This window comes from Flavobacterium sp. CG_23.5 (genome assembly GCF_017875765.1).
In the GTDB taxonomy this organism is placed as follows: Bacteria; Bacteroidota; Bacteroidia; order Flavobacteriales; family Flavobacteriaceae; genus Flavobacterium.
Genome location: NZ_JAGGNA010000001.1, coordinates 1,149,412 through 1,169,811, shown reverse-complemented (window position 1 = coordinate 1,169,811; position 20,400 = coordinate 1,149,412). Strand labels below are relative to the sequence as shown.

Genomic DNA, 20,400 nt, shown 5'->3' with positions numbered 1-20,400 from the left:
GTGAAGATTTTCATACTGTAGGTAATCTTAATTAGATTCGTAAACTATTGAATTACAGTGTTTTTAACTTGTTTTTTGCTATTCCTGCAAGGTTTTTTTTAACCTTTTAGGTCTGTTTTTAATTTTTCAAACCTACAAGGTTAAAAAAAACCTTGCAGGATAACCAGAATAAAGGACAAACGTGTTAATTAGAGCAAATTGATTTTTAAATAACAATCGAATTTAGGTTGGTGAAAAATCAGAGGCTAAATATTATGGAATCAAATCAGCTTTTTAAGCCGTAAAGTATTTTTGCACGTTCCATGTCTATTGGTTTATCACTGGGAATCTCTAAGAAAAAATCCAATTGCCATTTTTGGGTTTTTTGCGCCTGTTTGTTCGTAGTTTTATCCCAAGGCGGATACACTCGTATCGCTCTTTTCCCTTCTTTGTTGTTCGTTGAAATCACTCCCTGCTCACAAAGTACCGATTTTGGGAATATAAATTGTCCAAAACGGTTGTCTTTTCGGGTGCTGATAACAAATCGATCAATAGAGTCCGTGATGTCAAATGGTTGAATAGGACCTTTTTCGATTCTCTTCCATAAAGTAACGAATTGGCCAATTTTAGTTGGTGTAATCTTAGCGGTACGAAATTTAATAGACAAACCATTAAGTTCAAAAGTGCATGCTCCATATTCAGAACTTTCTGCTTCTTTTATTGGAAAAGTATAGCGATAGTCATTGGCATCATAAATAAGTTCTTTGATGGCAAGCAAGTCGCTATGAATTGTATTAAAAGTTGTCCAAAACATTTGGTTTGGTTTTAAGGTCTTTTCAAATATAAAAAAAATCCCCAACTACTTTCGTAATTGAGGGTCTAAATTATCAGATTAAATCTGAAATAGTATTCATTCACAATCACCCATTCTCCAGAGGATAATAGACTTTCTGCTTTTTTGTATTTCATGCTTTCTGTTTTACCGGTAGCAACTTGTTTGATAGTTACATGGTCATTGCGGATGGTTTCCTGTCCAGAAAATTAACTTAGTACTCATAATTATTTCTCTTTTTAATATTTGTCGTTTTGGTGTAAGTTTCTTGCTACTAACGTCAGTTCGTCTAAACTTCAAAAGTTTTCAAAACATACTAACTACTTATTAAATATAGTTGATTTGTTTTATAGTAAAAATGGATTTTATAAAATGCTCTAAATGATGATAGATAACTTGAAGCAGTAAAAAGCTTAAAATAATTTGGAAAAATCCAGTCGGGAACTGTTTTGCAAAGCGATGAGCAAAGTTTAGAAGCTTTATTACTAAGAAATTAGTAAACCGCTAAAACTTTCTTGATTTTAAGTTCTGAACTGAATTCTACAGACAAAATTGATTTATCAACTACAGGTATTGACTCTTCCAATGTGAAAAAGAATGCCTTTAGATTATTATCACACTTTAGAATATTTGAAACAAGCGAAAGCTTATTCTGAAAAAGGAATTATTAATTTCCGACTAGATCAATATTCAAACAATCACATGGAAATAGTAACACTTATATTTGCTTCTTGTAAACTAATCGAGCCTAGAAATGGCAATTTTAAAAATCAAAAAATATAAAAAAAAAGTTAAAACCGTCTTAAAATAAGGAACATAAAACTTAAAAAATGGTATCTTCAATTTGAAATTTAAAATTTTAAAAAGATGAAAAAGCAAACCATTTTAATTACGGGTGCAGGCTCAGGACTGGGAAAAGGGACAGCGATTGGTCTGGCAAAAGTAGGACATAAAGTCATTGCAGCGGTTCATACCTTCGAGCAAATGTCGCGGTTTATCCAAGAACTTAAAGAGGCCGATTACAAACAAAATATCGAATTAATTAAACTAGATATCTGCGATGCGATCGACTGCGAAAATGCCTTGAAATACGACGTTGACATTTTAGTAAATAATGCTGGAATGGGATACACTGGACCCCTAGCAGAAATTCCTGTAGATTACTTGCGAGAGGTTATGGAAACCAATGTATTTTCAACGCTCGAATTTTCGCAGCCTTTTATCAAAAAAATGGTGCAAAAAGGGAAAGGTAAAGTCATATTTGTATCATCAATAGCAGGTTTTACCACAAGTGGATTTTTAGGGCCGTACAATGCTTCGAAACACGCTCTTGAAGCGATTGCTCAATGTTTAAGAGACGAGTTACAACCGCTTGGAATTACAGTGGCCACGATCAATCCAGGTCCATTTGATACGGGTTTTAACGACCGAATGTACGATTCTTACAAACAATGGTTTGATGAAGACGAACATTTTACCTCAAAAAAAGAAATTGAGAAAGCAGCGACCAAAATGGCCGAAAACCAGTTTGATCCCCAAGAAATGATTGATAAAATGGTAGAAATTATTCCGCAACAAGAACATAATTTCCGTACCGTTTGTCCTGAAAAAATGGTGCCAATGTGCCAAGAGTATCAAAACCGACAATTTGAAATTAAAACCGATACCATCGATAAATCTAAAAAATAAGTAGAATTACCTAATTATTTTATAGAAACAAAAGTGTTTAGCTCTAAGAAATCGTCTTTGAGGCAAACACTTTTTTAATTGAAAACGGTACCGTTAAAATACTGGGAAACCCATTTGGAATGGGCACGGATTGCATATTCACGAAGTCAGGGTTGTTAAGTCATTGCGAGGAACGAAGCAATCACATTTAGTATTTTATTTTGATTGCGTGCTTATTGTTGTGGGCACGAATTGCAAATCTGCGCAATCGGATAGTATTTAATTTTTAAAATAAATAGGAATCAATTTTGGATAATTAGTCGCGTTGCAAACGCTTTATTAAGTGCTTAAAAGTAGTTAGTTACTCGTTGCAAACGAGCACCAGTGGAGTAGTGCTTTATCATCGCAAGTAATCGTCATTTTCAAATGGTTGAATATCTTGTAATTTAGGTAATGGACGAATAATTAATTTTGTTTTTTTATTGCTAACTATAGTATCTATTTCATAATTTTCTACTTTAACAATTTTAATTCCTGTTGATAAGTTGAAATCGACATAATACATTTCACCTCTTCCGTTCGATTGACCTTCTGTATAACCAATTAATTCAAAATTTCCATTTTGAAATCGAAATTTATGTTCAAAATGACCACGTAGTAATTCAAAATTTACACTCAAAATTCCTTTCTTTATTGTTACATCTGAAAATCCGTTTCCTGTTTTGTAACCATTTCTTCCATCTGGATATTGAGGTTCGATAATTTTAATAGAAGTTACTATTAGTTTTGATTTTCCATTTTGTTGTTTAAAAAATACTTGAATTCTATACGGAGCATTTTCATTTACAGTGTCTTGTGTTACAATTACTTTGTCTAATAAATTGTCTTTGTTTAAGTCACCAGTAACCTCTATAATTTTATGACTGAAATTGTAATTTTCTGTTTTTGTCTGTGCAAAACCATTAAATTCAAATAAAATTAAAGCTATTAGAATAAGTTGTTTCATATTATAACTGTCAATGTTTTCGGTATTTTCGGCGCATTACCGATAATGTCTTGGCGCTTGACGTGGTTGGGGAATAAAGATGCGAGATTTTTCGGTTAAACACAAGTTTTCCAAGTACAAAACCAACTTTAAATTAAGCCAAATACCCAAATCTCGCAAAACATCGTGTTACCTGCTGGCGCTTTAATTTTTGGGATAAATGCTACTTGACCAAATAACTTTTGCTTCTGTTAAAATATAATCTGCGCTCGGTATTTTCAATTCTTTTGTTTGAATTATTGACATTCCTAATTTGAAATCATCTTTTGTTCCATTCGATCTTAATACATAAATTTCAACTGTCCGACTTTCTCCAGGCTTCAATATTAAAATTTGAGGAATATTTTTATCACATTCATTTATTCTAATTGTTATATTTTTATTACTCATCTTATAGAATTCTTGCCAAGAACAGCTCATGCATAAATAATTCAAAGTGTCTTTTGATTTATTCCACAACCTGACTTTTATTTTGGCTGCATTATTCTTGAAATAAATTGATTTTTCTGTTACTAATCTTAAATCTTCTTTCTTGACATTCTGGGCAATCAGATTTCCAGTTAGTAACAAGATTAATATTAATAAATAGTTTTTCATTTGTCGGTTAGGTTATTGTTTTCGCCAGTTTGGTTTTGCGCTTGCTGCCAACGACAGTTCGTCTAAAAACCTTCAAAGTTTCTCAAACTGCGTTGTGAGTTTGTAAATATAGTTGATTTGTCGTACAAAAGAAAGTCTCTTTAGAAAGAGGCTGACAATAATTCGTGAATAATTTCAAGTGGCAAAATGCCTTTAATAATGCTTTAATACAGTTTAAAAACACGGTCAATACTTTTAGGTACTGGTTTAACTCATTTGGATCAATCAAGTTGAAGATTTCCAATCGCTATTATTTACAGACATTCGTTAGCGCAGTTTTGCAAACTGTGCCCATTTCAATTGGCAACTAAAATAAATCTAATAAAACTACCTCTAATTCATTTTCTAATGCAGCATAATTTCCTAAAGGACTAAAATAAGCATCTGCGGTTGTTGTTGCTTTATCCTTTTTAGACATTTTTTGTGTTATTTTTATTGTTTGCTCAACTTTGCGGGCACAGTTTGCAAAACTGCGCTAACGAATGTGGTATATCAGCGCGATCGGGTTCTGATTTTCAGTTTTAGCTTTCAGTTTTTTTAAAACTTCAATAAGATTTTTATGTCTTCTGGAATTTGCTCTTTATTTTCTATTTGTTGATAAAATTTAAAAGCTTTTTGTTTCATTTTTTCGTCATTTTTAGTTTCAGAAACTTTGAGTAAACATAAGGAATAATGAATTTTAAAGTTTTCATCTTTTTTATAAGTTGAATAACATTTTTCTAAATATTCTAAACCTTCATCATATTTTTTGTTTTGAGATAATAAAATGGCTTTTAAAAATATTACTTCATCTTTTAATTTAGGAGTTAATAAATTATATTTTTCAATTGCGATATTTATATTTTCTAAACCTTTATCTACATCTCCGAAAACGGGAGAAGTTAATGCAAAACCATAATAACCTTCTGGATTTTCAGGAAATAAAGTAATTATTTCATTATACTTTTTTCGAGCAATTTTTAATGATTTATCTCGACCTAATCTTAATCCTTCGGAAGCTAAATTAATTTTAAACTCTAATGTTTTTTTTGATAAACTGTCTGCCATTATATAGCAAGCTATTGCCTTTTCGTCATTTAATAATCTCAAAGTGTATCCTGTAAAAAAAATCGCATCACAAAATGTCTTATCAGTTTTGTATGCTTTAAAGAAAATATTTGAAGTTATTTTGAGATATTTCGGGTCTAATGATTTATTTAAATATAAAGTTTCAATGCCTAAATTAAAAAGCTTCATTGCTTCGGGATTTTCAGATTTACAATACAAGTTTTTACCTTCGAAGTAATCTTGAGAAAAAGTTAAATTAAAACTTAATATTAGTAAAGTAGCAATGATTTTTTTCATTTTAAATATTTGTGTTTTCTATGCGGTTTTTTGGTTCAACTTGCCTGTAACGTCAGTTCGTCTAAAAACCTTCTAAGTTTCTCAAACTGCGTTGTGAGTTTGTAAATATAGTTGATTTGTCGTACAAAAAAAAGTCTCTTTAAAAAGAGGCTGACAATGATTCGTGAATAATTTCAAGTGGCAAAAGGCCTTTAAATAGGCTTTAATACAGTTTGAAAACACGGTCAATACTTTTAGGTACTGGTTTAACTCATTTGGATCAATCAAGTTGAAGATTTCCAATCGCTATTATTTACAGACATTCGTTCGCGCAGTTTTGCAAACTGTTCCCATTTCAATTGGCAACTAAAATAAATCTAATAAAACTACCTCTAATTCATTTTCTAATGCAGCATAATTTCCTAAAGGACTAAAATAAGCATCTGCGGTTGTTGTTGCTTTATCCTTTTTAGACATTTTTTGTGTTATTTTTATTGTTTGCTCAACTTTGCGGGCACAGTTTGCAAAACTGCGCTAACGACTGTGGTATATCAGCGCGATCGGGTTCATTGTTAGCTTTTCAAGCCCAACGAACCTTTCGCTGTTGTGCGACGTTTTATTTTTCTGTTTTAATAAATACATTTCCATAATATAAAACACCAATAGCTATTAATAGGCAAAAGAATAAACCTGTTCTAATTCCACTTTGAAGACCTTGTCTTATACCTTGTATTGACAAAAGCATCACTATATATGAAAAATAGCCTATACCAAACTTCAATACTCTTTCTTTTTTACTCATTAAGGGTGTCAAAAAAACAATAAAAATTGGCACAAAAAAACTTAATAGAAATGCTCCAATTCTACTATTAAAATTTGCTTCGGAATCTAATGTTAAGTAACCTATCATAAACATTATTATCAAATTCAAAAGAATATAAAAAACTAAATTTATTGTAATGTCAAAAATATTTTTATTATTTGAATCTACTTTTATTTTTTTTAACTCATTTATATCAATTCCTAATACATCACAAATTAAGTTTAAAGTTTTTCCTCGAGGTTCATTTTTGTTATTCTCAATTCTTTGAATTGTACGTAAGTTAATTTTTGAAAATTCAGCTAAATCTTCTTGAGTGTAACCTTTAAGTTTTCTTTCTTCGCTAATTTTTTTTCCTATTGAGTTCATAATTTATTTTTAATTATTATTCAAAATTATGATATTAATGTTTAATTTGTAGCGGTTTTTTTACGTCTTTTTTACGACATTAAGTTTGTCATTGTAAATTTTTTTAGTTCGTTACAAATATTGCACAACGTTTTGGGTCTTTGCGAGGTTTGGGACTAAATTAAGATTTATTTTTCGGTTAAACACAAGTTTTCCAAGTGCAAAACCAACTTTAAATTAAGCCAAATACCCAAATCTCGCAAAACATCGTGTTAGCTGTAGGCATTTGTAGTTTGAAATGTCCTTTGCTTTGTTTTAAAATCGTTTTTCCAATTAGAGTAGTCTGTTATATCTTGTTCAATTTCTACTTTACTTCGTAATTGAGGAATTGTTGAAGTTCCGCCATCGTGTTCGGTTATGGAATATCTGCCAAATAGATTCAAAAGAAAATCTACATCTGATTTTTCGGTAACAATGTAACTTGATAAGTTGCCTTTTTTTAAATGTATATTTTTTGAAAAACGTTCGTAAGTTTTGTTTGACAAGACTTCTTCAACGGAACGCTCCAGTAACATTCTAAATCTTTTCCGTGCTGAATCAAGTTTTGTTTCTCTACCGTGGGCATCTGTTAAAGTTAGAGTATCGTGTTCGTTCAAAATTCTTCTGATTGAATCAACTCTTTCTTGAACGTTTTTAGCTAAGTATGGTATTTCGTCTGTTACAATTCCACTAATTCCGTTGTATTTGTCAATTCCGATTATTGTGCAATCTGTTGTCGTATTTGCTTTATGCGTGTCAATAAGCAAACGTAAAAATGACAAGTCGTGAGTAAAAACGACTATTTGTCGGTTTTCTGACAACTGAACAAATTTATTTGCAATTAATTCTCTATAGTCCATATCTAAAGATGTAACAGGGTCATCGAAGATTATTGTATTCAAGCGATTATCAATCGTACATTCTGCTAAAAAATTTGATAATGCAATAATTTTTTGTTCGCCTTCACTTAGAATAACATTTATTGAATCTGTAATGCCGTTTAAACCACATTTTTGAAATGTATTTCCTTGGCTTGTTCTTGTTCTTGAAATTAAAACTTTACTTGCTAAATCACGATTGAAAAAATTGAGATGAGAAATAAATTCTTGATGTTGTAAACTCACAGCTTGATTTTCCATTAGTTCGCCAATTTTACGTGAGATAGTATTAGTTGTAAGTTGCGATTGGCAACGAGATATCCAAGACTTATAGTGGTACTCATCAAAATATTTAAGAATTGTCGTTTTGTTGTTGAATAAAAATTCTTTTGTGGTTAGTTCATTAAGTTCAGAAACTAATCCATTTCTATTTTGTAAAAGTTGATTATTCTGCTCAATCCTTGCATCAATTATAGGAATTAAACTTGTTATACTTGGTGTCAGAGTTTGTAAACTAAGGTTTAGTTCCCCACCATTTTGTAAAAACGTAGTAACTAAATTTCTGAGTGTGGCGATAGAATTAGAAAATTGATTATAGTTGTCTCTGAAATTTGGATTTAACTGCTCTAGCTCTGCAAAGTTTTCGATTGATGGAACAACCAATGAATTGTATAAATTTAGTTTTTGCTGAATTGTTGAGTTAATTGAATTTAACTGTGTAGAAACATCATTTAACACAAATTGATTGAAAGTTGACAATCTTTGTTGTGCAGTTTCGTCAAGTTCTTGTTGACACAAAACACATTTTTCCAACGAAACTAAGGACGGGAAGTTTTGACCATCTGAAAGATTTGAACTATGAGCGTAATTTCTTGCCGCTTCCCACAAAGTTCGCCAAGGATTTGTCCCAAATCCTTCTAAAGTGTTTACATTTTGTAATTCTGCTGTTGCAATTTGATACGCTTGATTTACACTTCCAAAAGTATTTCTATACTCTCTTATTTCGTTTATGTTTTGTTCGTTGAATAAAGCTTCAATTTGTAAGAATTGCTGTATGTAGCCGTTAATTCGTGTTCGTTGATTGGTTAAATTTGTAATATTCAGTTGAGGGTTTTGTGCAGTTGTTAAGTTTGTAAGCTCTTGCTTTCTTTCAATTTCTGTTTGTGAAAATTGAATATAAGAATCAACATTGGCACGTTGCAAATTTTCTATTGTTCCATACCATTGGGATGTTATTGTCTGAATTAAATTCTGTGGTAATGTTGGCTTTTGAGTGTTATAAGAAGCAACCAATGATCCAAAAGTTTGATGAATACTTCCGAAAGTTGAAATTAGTTTTTCCAAAACATCAATTCCAACAGGTTTATATTCTGTGGGATTTTCGTTGTTTATGTATATGTCTCCACAATCATTATCAAAAACAAAAATTGAATTGAGAATAGGATTACTTGGACTGTTTTCAGTCCAAGTAAAATTAATGTTTGAGCCATTATCCTCTAAAATAAAATCAACTTGTTGTTGGTTTGTTGATTGATTGAATACGTTCTTTTTTAATGTAATATTTGGACTTCTACTCCAACAAAGTTTTCTCAAAATACGTGAATAACTTGATTTTCCCGAACCATTGTTACCATAAATAACAGATAAGCCTGTGTTTGGAAATTGTAAATTTCCTTGATTATGTAAAGCACCAATGTTTATTGGATTGTTAAGACCAATAAGTTTTGGATAATTTCCACTAGTTGTAATTATTGCTGGTATATGAGTATTGTCAAGAGGAATTGAATTTAAAGTAATTGTTGCTTCTCCGCAATCTTTTTTAACTAACTCAACAAGTTCATCAATGTCTGTCTGAGTTAGCGTTGTCGATGTTATTATTCTTCGTAAAGCGTCTTGAACGAATAGTGGTCTACTTGATGACCAATTTAAAATTTCTTGATATACTGACATTTTTCTAAATCTGGTTTTGGGGTCACGTTTGGTTCTTATGCTTACCGCTAACTTGTATATAAGTCTTGAAATGCGACTTATCACCCCTAGATTGGGTAGATAGGTCTGATAAACGTCAGACTTTATTTATTTTCAAATATATAAATAATTCGCTGAAAAATCTTATAAATTGAAATTAGTAATTAACTCATCACAAAACCCCTAGCCCTGACCGTAGCGAAAAACGCATGCAGGTAGCCAACCACTTTTTTCTGGTGGTGGCAGAGCGACTAACAGAAGCTCCTGCAAGCACCTAGAAAAAGGGTGGGGTGCCAAATGCTTTGTAGCGTAGGGCGGGAGTGGCTTCTGAAAAAGATTCAGAAATAAATTCAGGATAAAATTCAGGGCATAAAAAAACTCCACTACTTGCGCAGTGGAGTTTTGCTTGTTAAGAAATAAAGGACGGTTAGTTTACCAGTACCCATTGTCCTGAAGCGATTAAGCTTTCGGCTTTTTTGTATTTCATTTCTTGTACTTGTCCGTTAGCTACGTTTTGTATGCTAACAGTATCGTTACGGTTAATTTTTGGCATATCTCTCACGATAGTCTCTGTTACTTGTCGCTGTTGGGTTTGTCCCGCTTCACGATTTTTTTCGGCTAACTCATCGGAATTTAAAACTTCATCTTTACTCAATTGATAGTCTTCTGTCTGACGAACTTCTTTAGCTTCTTGAATTTGTTGATTCTGTTGCGCTGGTAAGTCACCTTTGAACAAGAATGATATAACTTCTTTATTTACGTTGTCAAGCATTGCTCTAAACAAATTGAACGCTTCCAGTTTGTAAATAAGCAATGGATCTTTTTGTTCGTGAACGGCTAGTTGAACCGATTGTTTCAACTCGTCCATTTTACGTAAGTGTTTTTTCCACGCTTCATCAACAATAGACAAAGTGATATTTTTTTCGAAATCAGCAACCAATTGATTCCCTTTGGTATCGTATGCTTTCTTTAAATCAGTTACCACATTCAAGGTTTTTAGACCATCCGTAAATGGAACTACAATACGCTCAAATTGATTGTTTTTATCTTCGTAAACATCTTTTATAATTGGAAATGCTTCTCTGGCGCTTCTTTCTGTTTTCTCCGTATAAAATTCTAAAGTTGCTTTATAAATTTTACCGGTCAATTCCATTTCTGTCAATTTACTAAACTCCGCTTGAGAAACTGGAGAGGTAATAGAGAAATAACGAATCAATTCGAATTCAAAATTTTTGAAATCGTTATTTGCTTTATTCTCGTCAACAATCAATTCACAAGTATCATAAAGCATGTTGGCGATGTCCAATTTCAAACGCTCTCCAAACAAAGCATGACGACGACGTTTGTACACTACTTCACGTTGTGCATTCATAACATCATCATATTCCAATAAACGTTTACGAACACCAAAGTTATTTTCTTCAACTTTTTTCTGCGCGCGCTCGATAGATTTTGTCATCATCGAATGTTGAATAACTTCACCTTCTTGCAATCCCATTCTGTCCATCACTTTAGCCACTCTTTCAGAACCAAACAAACGCATTAAGTTGTCTTCAAGAGACACATAAAATTGAGAACTTCCCGGGTCACCTTGACGACCTGCACGACCACGTAACTGACGGTCAACACGACGTGAATCGTGACGTTCCGTACCTACAATCGCTAATCCACCAGCTGCTTTCACTTCTGGAGATAATTTAATATCGGTACCACGACCAGCCATGTTAGTAGCGATGGTTACCACCCCTGATTTTCCTGCTTCTTCTACGATCTGAGCTTCTTGCTTGTGCATTTTTGCATTCAATACATTATGCGCAACTCCTCTCATTTTTAACATTCGGCTTAATAATTCCGAAATCTCCACAGAAGTTGTTCCAATAAGTACTGGTCTTCCTGCTTTTGACAATTCGGTTACATCTTCAATTACCGCGTTGAATTTTTCACGAGTAGTTTTGTATATAAAATCTTCTTTGTCTAATCTCGCCATTCCTCTGTTAGTAGGAATTTCTACCACATCCAGTTTGTAGATTTGCCATAACTCGCCAGCTTCAGTTGAAGCTGTTCCAGTCATACCGCCCAGTTTGTTGTACATTCTGAAGTAATTCTGTAAAGTTACCGTAGCAAATGTTTGAGTAGCTGCTTCGATTTTTACATTTTCTTTGGCTTCAATTGCTTGGTGTAATCCATCAGAATAACGACGACCATCCATGATACGACCTGTTTGCTCATCGACAATCATGATTTTGTTATCCATGATTACATATTCTACATCTTTTTCGAATAAAGCGTAGGCTTTCAAAAGTTGTGTCAAAGTATGAATACGTTCACTTTTGATACCAAAATCTTGGAATAATTTTTCTTTTTCTTCCGCTTCAGAATCTTTGTCTAATTTTTTCTTTTCGATAGTTGCAATTTCAGTTCCAATGTCTGGAAGAACAAAAAAGTTAGTATCATCAGAATCTGAAGACAAGTATTTAATTCCGTTATCCGTTAATTCTACTTGGTTGTTTTTTTCTTCAATTACAAAATACAAAGCTTCATCAATCTTGTGCATTTCACGATTGTTATCCTGCATGTATTGATTTTCGGTTTTTTGAAGCAATTGTTTAATTCCTTCTTCACTCAAAAATTTAATAAGTGCTTTGTTTTTTGGTAATGCTCTATATGCTCTTAATAAGTTGAATCCACCTTCTTTGGTATTTCCTTCTTTGATTAATTTTTTAGCATCAGATAAAAAGCCGTTAGCCAATTGACGTTGTAGGCTTACTAAGTTTTCAATTTTTGGTTTTAACTCATTAAATTCATGACGATCTCCTTGTGGAACCGGACCAGAAATAATAAGCGGCGTTCTTGCATCATCAATTAAAACAGAATCGACCTCATCGACAATCGCATAATTGTGTTTTCTTTGAACTAAATCTTCTGGCGAATGTGCCATATTATCTCTTAAATAGTCAAAACCAAATTCGTTGTTGGTACCATAAGTGATATCAGCATCGTATGCTTTTTTTCTACCTTCAGAACTCGGTTGATAATTATCAATACATTCTACAGACATACCATGAAATTCGAATAAAGGCGCTTTCCAAGTACTATCACGTTTAGCCAAATAATCATTCACGGTTACTAAATGCACACCGTTTCCAGTCAAAGCATTTAAATAAAGAGGTAAAGTTGCCACTAATGTTTTTCCTTCACCCGTTTGCATTTCAGCAATTTTTCCTTCATGCAAAACCATTCCACCAATCAATTGAACATCATAGTGAATCATGTCCCAAGTAATTTCTTTCCCTGCGGCATTCCACGTATTTGCCCATATAGCTTGTTCACCATCAAGGGTGATATAACTTTTTGTAGCTGATAATTCTCTGTCTTTGGAAGTAGCAGTTACCACTATTTGTGTATTATCTTTAAAACGTCTTGCTGTTTCTTTTACAACTGCAAAAGCCTCAGGAAGAATTTCCAATAATGTTTTTTCCGAAATATCGTAAGCTTCTTTTTCAAGAGCATCAATTGCAACGTAGATATCTTCTCTTTTATCAATATCTTCAATGGTTTCAACTTCCAGCTTTAATGAAGCAATTTTCGCGTCTTTATCAGCGCGAGCTTCTTTTATTTTCTCTTTGAAAAAAGCGGTACGAGCTCTCAATTCATCATTTGATAATGACATTAAGCTAGTTTCAAAAGTTTTAATTTTGTTAAGATACGGTTGTAAAGCTTTTACATCTTTTTGAGATTTGTCCCCAACAAAGACTTTAATAATACTGTTTATGAAACTCATGATATGATTTTATTTCTATTTGTGTAATTCTGTAAATTTAAACCAAAAAAAAGCCTCTTTTGAGACTTTTTTATTGGTTTACCTTTTAATATTCATCCTCATTCCAAAGATAATCTTCATCGGTAGGATAATCTGGCCAAATTTCTTCCATTGATTCATATATCTCGCCTTCATCTTCTATAGATTGAAGGTTTTCTACTACTTCTAATGGAGCTCCTGCTCTAATAGCGTAGTCAATAAGTTCGTCTTTGTTAGCAGGCCACGGTGCGTCACTTAAATATGAGGCTAATTCTAATGTCCAATACATCTGTTGTCGATTTAGTTTTGTGCAAAAATAAATTTTTTACTGAAAAAGACAAGTAAAAAATGATTTATTTTAATAAAAAGTTAAGAACGTTTTAATTTAGTGGTCAGTGGTCCGGATTTAGTGTTCAGTATTTCACTGCAAACTAACAACTGTAAACTGAATACTACTTTCTCGGAATCCATTGAACTTCCTCAGCGTTCAAATCATGGGACAACTTTCGTGCCAACACAAAAAGATAGTCAGAAAGTCGGTTCAGGTACTTGATTGCAATCTCGGCAACGGGTTCATTATGGCTTAAATGTACCGCTAGTCGTTCTGCACGACGACAAACGCAACGCGCTATATGACAATATGACACAGTTGTGTGTCCTCCAGGAAGTACAAAATGAGTCATTGGCGGAAGTTCCTCTTCCATTGCATCAATTTCATTTTCCAATAATTCAATATCAGTTTCTATGATGCCTAACTTTTTTAAACGAAGTTCTCCGTTTTTCATCACTTCTTTTTCGGGTGGTGTGGCGAGAATTGCTCCAACAGTAAATAATCGATCTTGAATTTCAATTAAAATATCTTTGTAATGAACATTCATTTCCTGATCGCGGATTAATCCAATATGGGAATTTAATTCGTCAACCGTTCCATAACTTTCTATTCGCGCATGGTCTTTTGGAACTCTGGTTCCGCCAAAAAGTGCCGTTGTTCCTTTATCTCCCGTTTTTGTATATACTTTCATTTTTTTTTTAGGTACTTAGATTCTGAGTTTTTTAGGTTCTGAGGTTTTTTTAATATTGAATTTCTAGATTCCAAGTTGAATATTCAAAATTCTTTAGATGTCAAATTTACTGTATTAATTCGACTATTGAAGCAACAAATCGTTCCAGAGCGCCTTCACTGATATCAAAATATAAATCAGGCTCAATGCATTCGATTTCCATTAAGAATAATTCATCATCGATGATGATTCCATCAACTCTGGCATACAATAAATTTTCATCAAATGTATCCACAACTCTTTGTGCCTTTTCAATTAATTCTTGGCTGGGTTGTACCAAAATATATTTTCCTCCAAACTGTGATTGAACTCTAAAATCGCCTTCTACCGGTTTTTTATTGACTGCATGAGAGAATTTTTTATTGAAAAATATAAAAGAGGTTTCGCCCACGATTTGAATTTCGGGCATGAATTCCTGTAATAGCAGTTCTTTTTCCTGTGCTAAATCTTTATAATCAGCATTGACTTTTTCGATATTAGCAACATCGAAAACTTCAGTAAGATAAGAGCCGGCTGAAAAGGCTGGTTTTATAACTGCTTTTTTCCAATGTGAAGGAATGAGTTCAGCAAGGTTGAGCGAATTTGTTTTGTCTATGAAAACAGTTGGTAGAATTGAAATTCCCTGGTTTTCCATTTCGCGCAAATAAAACTTGTGTTTGTTTTGCTTGATGATCTCAATCGAATTAAGAGTTTTAATCCCTGATTTTTCTATTTGGTCAAGCCAAAGATTGAATTCGGTTTCTTTTTCGAAATAATCCCAGGTATTGCGAAAAATCAAGTACTCATACTGTTTCCAGTTGATGGTTTTGTCGCTCCAAATTACCGGTTTTGCCACAATATCATGTTGGGCTAATTCTGGAATTAAAAGTTGGTCCGCAGGAGTTAATTCGGGGAGTTTTTCGCAGGTGAGTAAAGCTATTTTCATTTTGAAATAGTAATGTTGAGTTGATGAATGTTGTTTTGGAAATCATTGCCCTAGCCCGGATAGCAGTGGAAATCCTTTTTTTAAAGCTTCCAGCCTTCTGAAGGCTGGAAGCTTTAAGAAAAGATTGTAACGTATAGCCGGAAACAGCTCCAAAAAGTGCTGTTGTTCCATTATTTCCCTATATTGTTGACATTTTCATTTTCTATGAGCTGCGTTTTAATAAGGCTAAGATACAGCGGTTTTATTCGTGTGCAAAAAGTTTATGAAAACAAAAAGACTATTCTTTTACGAATAGTCTTTTTGAGTAATGTTTATAGGAAGATTAGTAACCGAAAAGTTCTTCTAATGAAATTTTCTTTACCTCACCTAATTTTTTCATATCATCCATCGATACTTTTTTCTCTGAAGCTACGATAGCGTAAGTATATGGTTTTTCAGATAAATAACTTTTATGAAAAGCTTTCAAATCTTGCATAGTAACGTTATCTACAGAGGTGTATAATTTTTTTCTAACATCGGACGTTTCGCCTAATTGCTTGTTAGCAAGGTAAGTGGTGATAATGTTGTCTTGTGTAATTCTTTCTGTTTGAATGTCTTTTTTAACTTGGCTTTTAGCTAAATCTAAGTTGCCAGAAACTTCGGGTAATTGATTTAACAATTCATTCATAGCTACAGTCGCGTCTTTGAATTTATCAGCTTGGCTACCTACGTAACCTAACATGTAATATTCTTGCTCTTTCTTTTGTGGAGCAATATAATATCCAAAAGTACTATACGCTAATGCTTTGCTTTCTCTAATTGTTTGGAATACTAAAGAACCCATTCCGCCACCAAAATAGTTGTTGAAAACGTTGACAATAGTATTTTTGTTTGTGTCATAGTTTTCTGTGTTTCTAATCCATCTCGTTTCGGCTTGAACCATATCATAATCAGTAAATAACACTTGATTTTGAGTTTGCGTGGTTTGTTTAAATTCTTTTAAAGGACTTGTTGCAGTAAATGTTGCAGGAACCGTATGTAAAGTTTTTAATTTCCCTACTAATGCAGTAAGCGGAGTTGGACCATAATATATAACGGTTTGTTCGTAGTTATTTAGGTTTTTAATTCTATCCATTAATTCTTTAGAAGTTAATGACTCAAGTTCTGCATTACTTAAACTGTTGTTAAACTTGTTTTTAGCACCAAACATTGCATAACTGGTTAGCCCTTGAAGAATTGCACCTTTATTGGCTTTCGCATCTTTTCTTGATTTAGAAATTCTAGCTTTAAGTGCTTTTAGAGCGACTTCATCTGCTTTGACGTTCTGAATTACATTTTCATATAATGCGACTGCTTTTTCAAAATTGTCTTGCAAACCTTCTATTGAAACCGTGGTAAATTCTTCTCCGGTATTGATGCTGAAACTACAAGCTATTTTATAAAAAGCTTTAGATATTTCTTCAGCAGACATTTTATCGGTTCCTAAAAATTGAATGTATTGGGAGGCTAACGATTGTTTCAGGTCGTTTAAAGAGCCAATTTTATAACGGTATTTTAAGCGAAAGATTGAATTGTCAGTATTAGCGACATAAAGCACTTCAGCTTTTCCAAGTTTAGATTTTTGAATGTCTTTGTTGAAATCTAAGAATACTGGAGTAGCGGCATTGTTAGGCATTTCGCTAACCATTTTCACAAAAGCAGATTGTTTGTCGGCATTGGTTTCTACAGGAGTGATTTGTGGTTTTTCGATTTTTGCATTATTCTGCTTTTCACCTTTTCTTTTTAAAATGGCGACATAGTTTTCGCCTAAATATTTATTGGCAAAAGCAACGATATCTTCTTTCTTGACTTTAGATAAATCATTTACATAGGCAACTTGATCCTTCCAGTCTAGCTCTGAAGTAAAAGCATTCATCAAAGAACTCGCTCTGTCTGAATATTTTTCTGTTTCGTAAATTTTGCTTTTTTTGATGTTGTTGATAATTGAATTAATCAAGTTGTCATCAAAATTCCCTTTTTTAAGGTTATCTATTTCAGCTAATACTAAAGTTTTTACTTCTTCTAAAGTTTGTCCGCTTGTAGGTGCAGCTGATAAATAAAGTACTCCGTGGTCAATTAAGGTATAGGTAAAAGCACTAGCTCTAAGTAATCTTTGTTTTTTAACAAGATTCAAGTCTAAAAGTCCTGCTTTTCCATTCGTAAGTACTTGACCAACTAAATCAGCAATAATAACATCTTTGTCTTTGTTTCCAGGAAGTCTAAATCCGATCGTCAAATTCTCAGCATCTGGCCCCACAATTTCTTTTACAATTGGAGCTGTTATTGGGCTTTCATTTTCAAAAGTATATTTAGCTATTGGTTTTGGTTGCATATAAGCAAACGCTTTCTCAATTTTTGCAATTACTTCATCTGGATTAAAATCACCAGACATAATAACTCCCATATTATTAGGAACATAATTTTTATTAAAATACTTCCTAATTTCTAATAAAGAAGGATTTTTTAAATGTTCTATAGTTCCAATTGTTGTTTGAATCCCGTAATTGTGCTTTTTGAATAAGTTAGCAAATAATTCTTCAAAAACTTTATTACCATCGCTGTCTAAACCTCTGTTTTTCTCTTCGTAAACTGCCTCAAGCTCGGTGTGAAAGATTCTTAATATTGGGTTTCTAAAACGTTCTGCTTGCACTGTTATATATTTGTCTAAGGAACTGCTAGGTACATCATCAGTATATACGGTTTGTTCAAACGAGGTAAACGCATTAGTCCCTTGAGCGCCCATTCCACTCATTAATTTGTCATATTCATTGGCAATTGCATATTTGCTCGCAACGCCTGAAATGGAGTCAATTTTTTTATAAGTTGCTTTTCTTTGAAGTGAATCTTTCGATTTGTTGTATTGCTCATACAATGCATCAATTTTATCTAATTCTGGTTTTTCTTTTGCCCAGTTTAAAGTACCATATTTATCGGTTCCTTTAAAAAGCATATGCTCTAAATAATGAGCTAGTCCTGTATTTGTTGAAGGGTCATTCTTGCTTCCTGCTTTTACGGCAACATAAGCTTGAATTCTAGGATCTTTTTTTGTTGGGCTCAAAATAACGGTTAATCCATTTTTAAGAGTATAAAACCTTGCTTTTGCAGGGTCATTTGTAACGTATTTGTAGGTGTAACCATTACTTGTTGCTTGTTTCCACCCGAATTGATTTTGAGCAAAAGTGACCGTTGTAAACAGTACTAAGGCTAAAAGCATCTTAATTGTTTTCGACATAATTTGGTTTTTTAATTAGTTTGAATTTGGTAAAGTGTATAAAAGTGTATTGGGCAATTGTTTCTATTTAGTAGTATCGCTTTCTATAATTCCATCTCGTAAACGTATGATTCGGTGCGCATAAGCAGCAATTTCTTCCTCGTGCGTTACCAGAATTACGGTATTCCCATTCGCATGAATATCTCCAAAAAGTTTCATGATTTCTAGCGATGTTTTACTGTCCAGATTCCCTGTAGGCTCATCGGCAAGGATGATGGAAGGTTTATTCACCAAAGCTCTGGCAATAGCCACACGCTGGCGTTGTCCGCCCGAAAGTTGGTTGGGTTGGTGATCCATTCTGTCGGCGAGGTTTACTTGCTCCAGCACTTCGGTAGCGCGTTTATTTCTTTCGGATTTAGAAAATCCTGCGTAAATCATAGGTAGAGCCACATTGTCCAGCGCCGTTGTTCTGGGCAAAAGATTGAAAGTTTGGAATACGAAACCTATTTCTTTGTTTCTAATTTCAGCCAATTCATCATCTTTCATCTTACTTACATCTTTTCCGTTTAGGATATAAGTTCCTGAAGTTGGCGTGTCTAAACAACCTAAAAGATTCATTAAAGTTGATTTCCCCGAGCCGGAAGGCCCCATCAATGCTACATATTCACCTTTGTTTATTTCTAAATCAATGCCTTTAAGGACATATACGATTTCGTTTCCGAGAACAAAATCCCGCTTTATATTGGATATTTTAATTAATGGGTTGGCCATTGAGAATTTAGATTTTAGAGATGCAATTTAGATTTTAAAAGTACAAAAGACTTTTGGATTACAAATAAGTAGTTGTTTTTTACAATTTGTTACATTTTGATTTCAAATAAGAAGAATTAAAATAGCATAACAGTAAATAAATAAAAAATTGTGGTTTTTCAATAAATAGAATGCCGGTTAAAAGCTTTATAAAATTTTAGTTAAAAGTTATATAATTTACACTTAATCTGTTTTTATTTCACAATTTATTTTGAAATTTACATAATTTTTGGTTGTTTGTTGAGTATTGTTTAATTTTATTTATATTTGTGTAAGAAATTTTAATTATTAAATCAAATCAAGAAAATATGAAAGGTAAAAATTTATTATTAGGAGCAATGGTAGTCGCATTAGGATTTACATCATGTAAGGATGAAAAAGCGGAACAAGCAGAGAAAAAAGTAGATACATATGTTGTATATGTTGATTCATTAGGAAATGTTGCGGAAGCTGACGCTAAAACAAATTGGGAAGCAATTGATGCTTCATACCAAATGAGAATTAGTGATGCAGAAGCTGCTTTGGAAAATTTAAAAGATAAAGAAAAAGCACAAGAAAGAATAGATGCAAGTAAAGCGAAGTATGAAGCATTAAAAGCTAAAATGCAAGCCGATATGAATGCTGTAACAGAAGCTGCAACACCTGCTCCAGTTAATTCAAAACAAAAATTGAGAAATGCTTTGTTTGGTCAAGGAAAAATTGGAGATGATATGAATTTTAGTTGGGTAAATAAGGATAATATCCATAGTGTTTATCAACAATTTATTCATACCGCCGAAGATAATAAGGACAGCTATTCTCGTGAGGATTGGGATGAGATTAAAGTAATGTATGAAGCATTAGACAGCAGAAAAAATACAGTTGAAAAAGAAGGTCTTTCTTCTAGTGACAACAGAAAAATTGCTGGTTTGAAATTTAAATTTGCTCCAATGTTGAAAGTAAATAGAATGGGAGCCAAATCTGAAGAAATGAGAGATGCAAAACAATAAATAATTGTTAATTAGAGTGAAAAATGACAGTCAGGGATGGCTGTCATTTTT

General features: G+C 32.8%; 15 protein-coding genes. 3 read left to right on the top strand and 12 right to left on the bottom strand.

The window, feature by feature from the left end; all coding sequences use genetic code 11:
• Nucleotides 1-265 precede the first annotated feature (265 nt).
• The gene (locus H4V97_RS04905; RefSeq protein WP_196850896.1) at nt 266-793 is read right to left on the bottom strand and encodes a MepB family protein; all 528 of its coding nucleotides are present in this window, start codon (nt 791-793) and stop codon (nt 266-268) included.
• Nucleotides 794-1,408: 615 nt separating this feature from the next.
• Between H4V97_RS04905 and H4V97_RS04900 the strand changes: the two genes are divergently transcribed.
• Both H4V97_RS04900 and H4V97_RS04895 read left to right on the top strand, forming a co-directional pair.
• On the top strand, nt 1,409-1,594 hold the full coding sequence (locus H4V97_RS04900) for a hypothetical protein (RefSeq protein WP_196850897.1): 186 nt from the start codon (nt 1,409-1,411) through the stop codon (nt 1,592-1,594).
• 84 nt (nt 1,595-1,678) lie between these two features.
• On the top strand, nt 1,679-2,500 hold the full coding sequence (locus H4V97_RS04895; RefSeq protein WP_196850898.1) for an SDR family oxidoreductase: 822 nt from the start codon (nt 1,679-1,681) through the stop codon (nt 2,498-2,500).
• A gap of 379 nt (nt 2,501-2,879) precedes the next feature.
• Here the strand turns inward: H4V97_RS04895 and H4V97_RS04890 are convergent, their stop codons facing one another.
• The 11 genes from H4V97_RS04890 to H4V97_RS04840 form a co-directional block, all read right to left on the bottom strand.
• A complete protein-coding gene (locus tag H4V97_RS04890; protein ID WP_196850899.1) occupies nt 2,880-3,485 on the bottom strand; it encodes a hypothetical protein in 606 nt (201 codons plus the stop codon).
• A gap of 183 nt (nt 3,486-3,668) precedes the next feature.
• Complete coding sequence (locus H4V97_RS04885) at nt 3,669-4,121, bottom strand: hypothetical protein (protein ID WP_196850900.1); 453 nt, start codon at nt 4,119-4,121, stop codon at nt 3,669-3,671.
• A gap of 576 nt (nt 4,122-4,697) precedes the next feature.
• A complete protein-coding gene (locus H4V97_RS04880; protein ID WP_209549103.1) occupies nt 4,698-5,504 on the bottom strand; it encodes a hypothetical protein in 807 nt (268 codons plus the stop codon).
• Nucleotides 5,505-6,099: 595 nt separating this feature from the next.
• On the bottom strand, nt 6,100-6,672 hold the full coding sequence (locus tag H4V97_RS04875) for a helix-turn-helix domain-containing protein (protein WP_196850902.1): 573 nt from the start codon (nt 6,670-6,672) through the stop codon (nt 6,100-6,102).
• Nucleotides 6,673-6,923: 251 nt separating this feature from the next.
• Complete coding sequence (locus tag H4V97_RS04870; protein WP_196850903.1) at nt 6,924-9,518, bottom strand: AAA family ATPase; 2,595 nt, start codon at nt 9,516-9,518, stop codon at nt 6,924-6,926.
• A gap of 445 nt (nt 9,519-9,963) precedes the next feature.
• The gene (gene secA, locus H4V97_RS04865) at nt 9,964-13,317 is read right to left on the bottom strand and encodes a preprotein translocase subunit SecA (RefSeq protein ID WP_196850904.1); all 3,354 of its coding nucleotides are present in this window, start codon (nt 13,315-13,317) and stop codon (nt 9,964-9,966) included.
• Between the two features lie 85 nt (nt 13,318-13,402).
• Nucleotides 13,403-13,624, bottom strand: coding sequence for a DUF2795 domain-containing protein (locus tag H4V97_RS04860; RefSeq protein WP_007138072.1), 222 nt, complete (start codon nt 13,622-13,624; stop codon nt 13,403-13,405).
• A 163-nt stretch (nt 13,625-13,787) separates the two neighbouring features.
• Nucleotides 13,788-14,357, bottom strand: coding sequence for a cob(I)yrinic acid a,c-diamide adenosyltransferase (locus H4V97_RS04855; protein ID WP_196850905.1), 570 nt, complete (start codon nt 14,355-14,357; stop codon nt 13,788-13,790).
• A gap of 106 nt (nt 14,358-14,463) precedes the next feature.
• A complete protein-coding gene (locus H4V97_RS04850) occupies nt 14,464-15,321 on the bottom strand; it encodes a RimK family alpha-L-glutamate ligase (RefSeq protein ID WP_209549102.1) in 858 nt (285 codons plus the stop codon).
• 322 nt (nt 15,322-15,643) lie between these two features.
• Nucleotides 15,644-18,571, bottom strand: a complete 2,928-nt coding sequence (locus tag H4V97_RS04845) for a M16 family metallopeptidase (protein WP_209549101.1) — start codon at nt 18,569-18,571, stop codon at nt 15,644-15,646.
• A 63-nt stretch (nt 18,572-18,634) separates the two neighbouring features.
• Nucleotides 18,635-19,321, bottom strand: coding sequence for an ABC transporter ATP-binding protein (locus H4V97_RS04840; protein WP_196850908.1), 687 nt, complete (start codon nt 19,319-19,321; stop codon nt 18,635-18,637).
• A gap of 347 nt (nt 19,322-19,668) precedes the next feature.
• On the opposite strand from H4V97_RS04840, the gene H4V97_RS04835 reads away from it, so the two are divergent.
• Nucleotides 19,669-20,349: a hypothetical protein gene (locus H4V97_RS04835; RefSeq protein ID WP_209549100.1), complete on the top strand. Its 681-nt coding sequence runs from the start codon at nt 19,669-19,671 to the stop codon at nt 20,347-20,349.
• Nucleotides 20,350-20,400 lie beyond the last annotated feature (51 nt).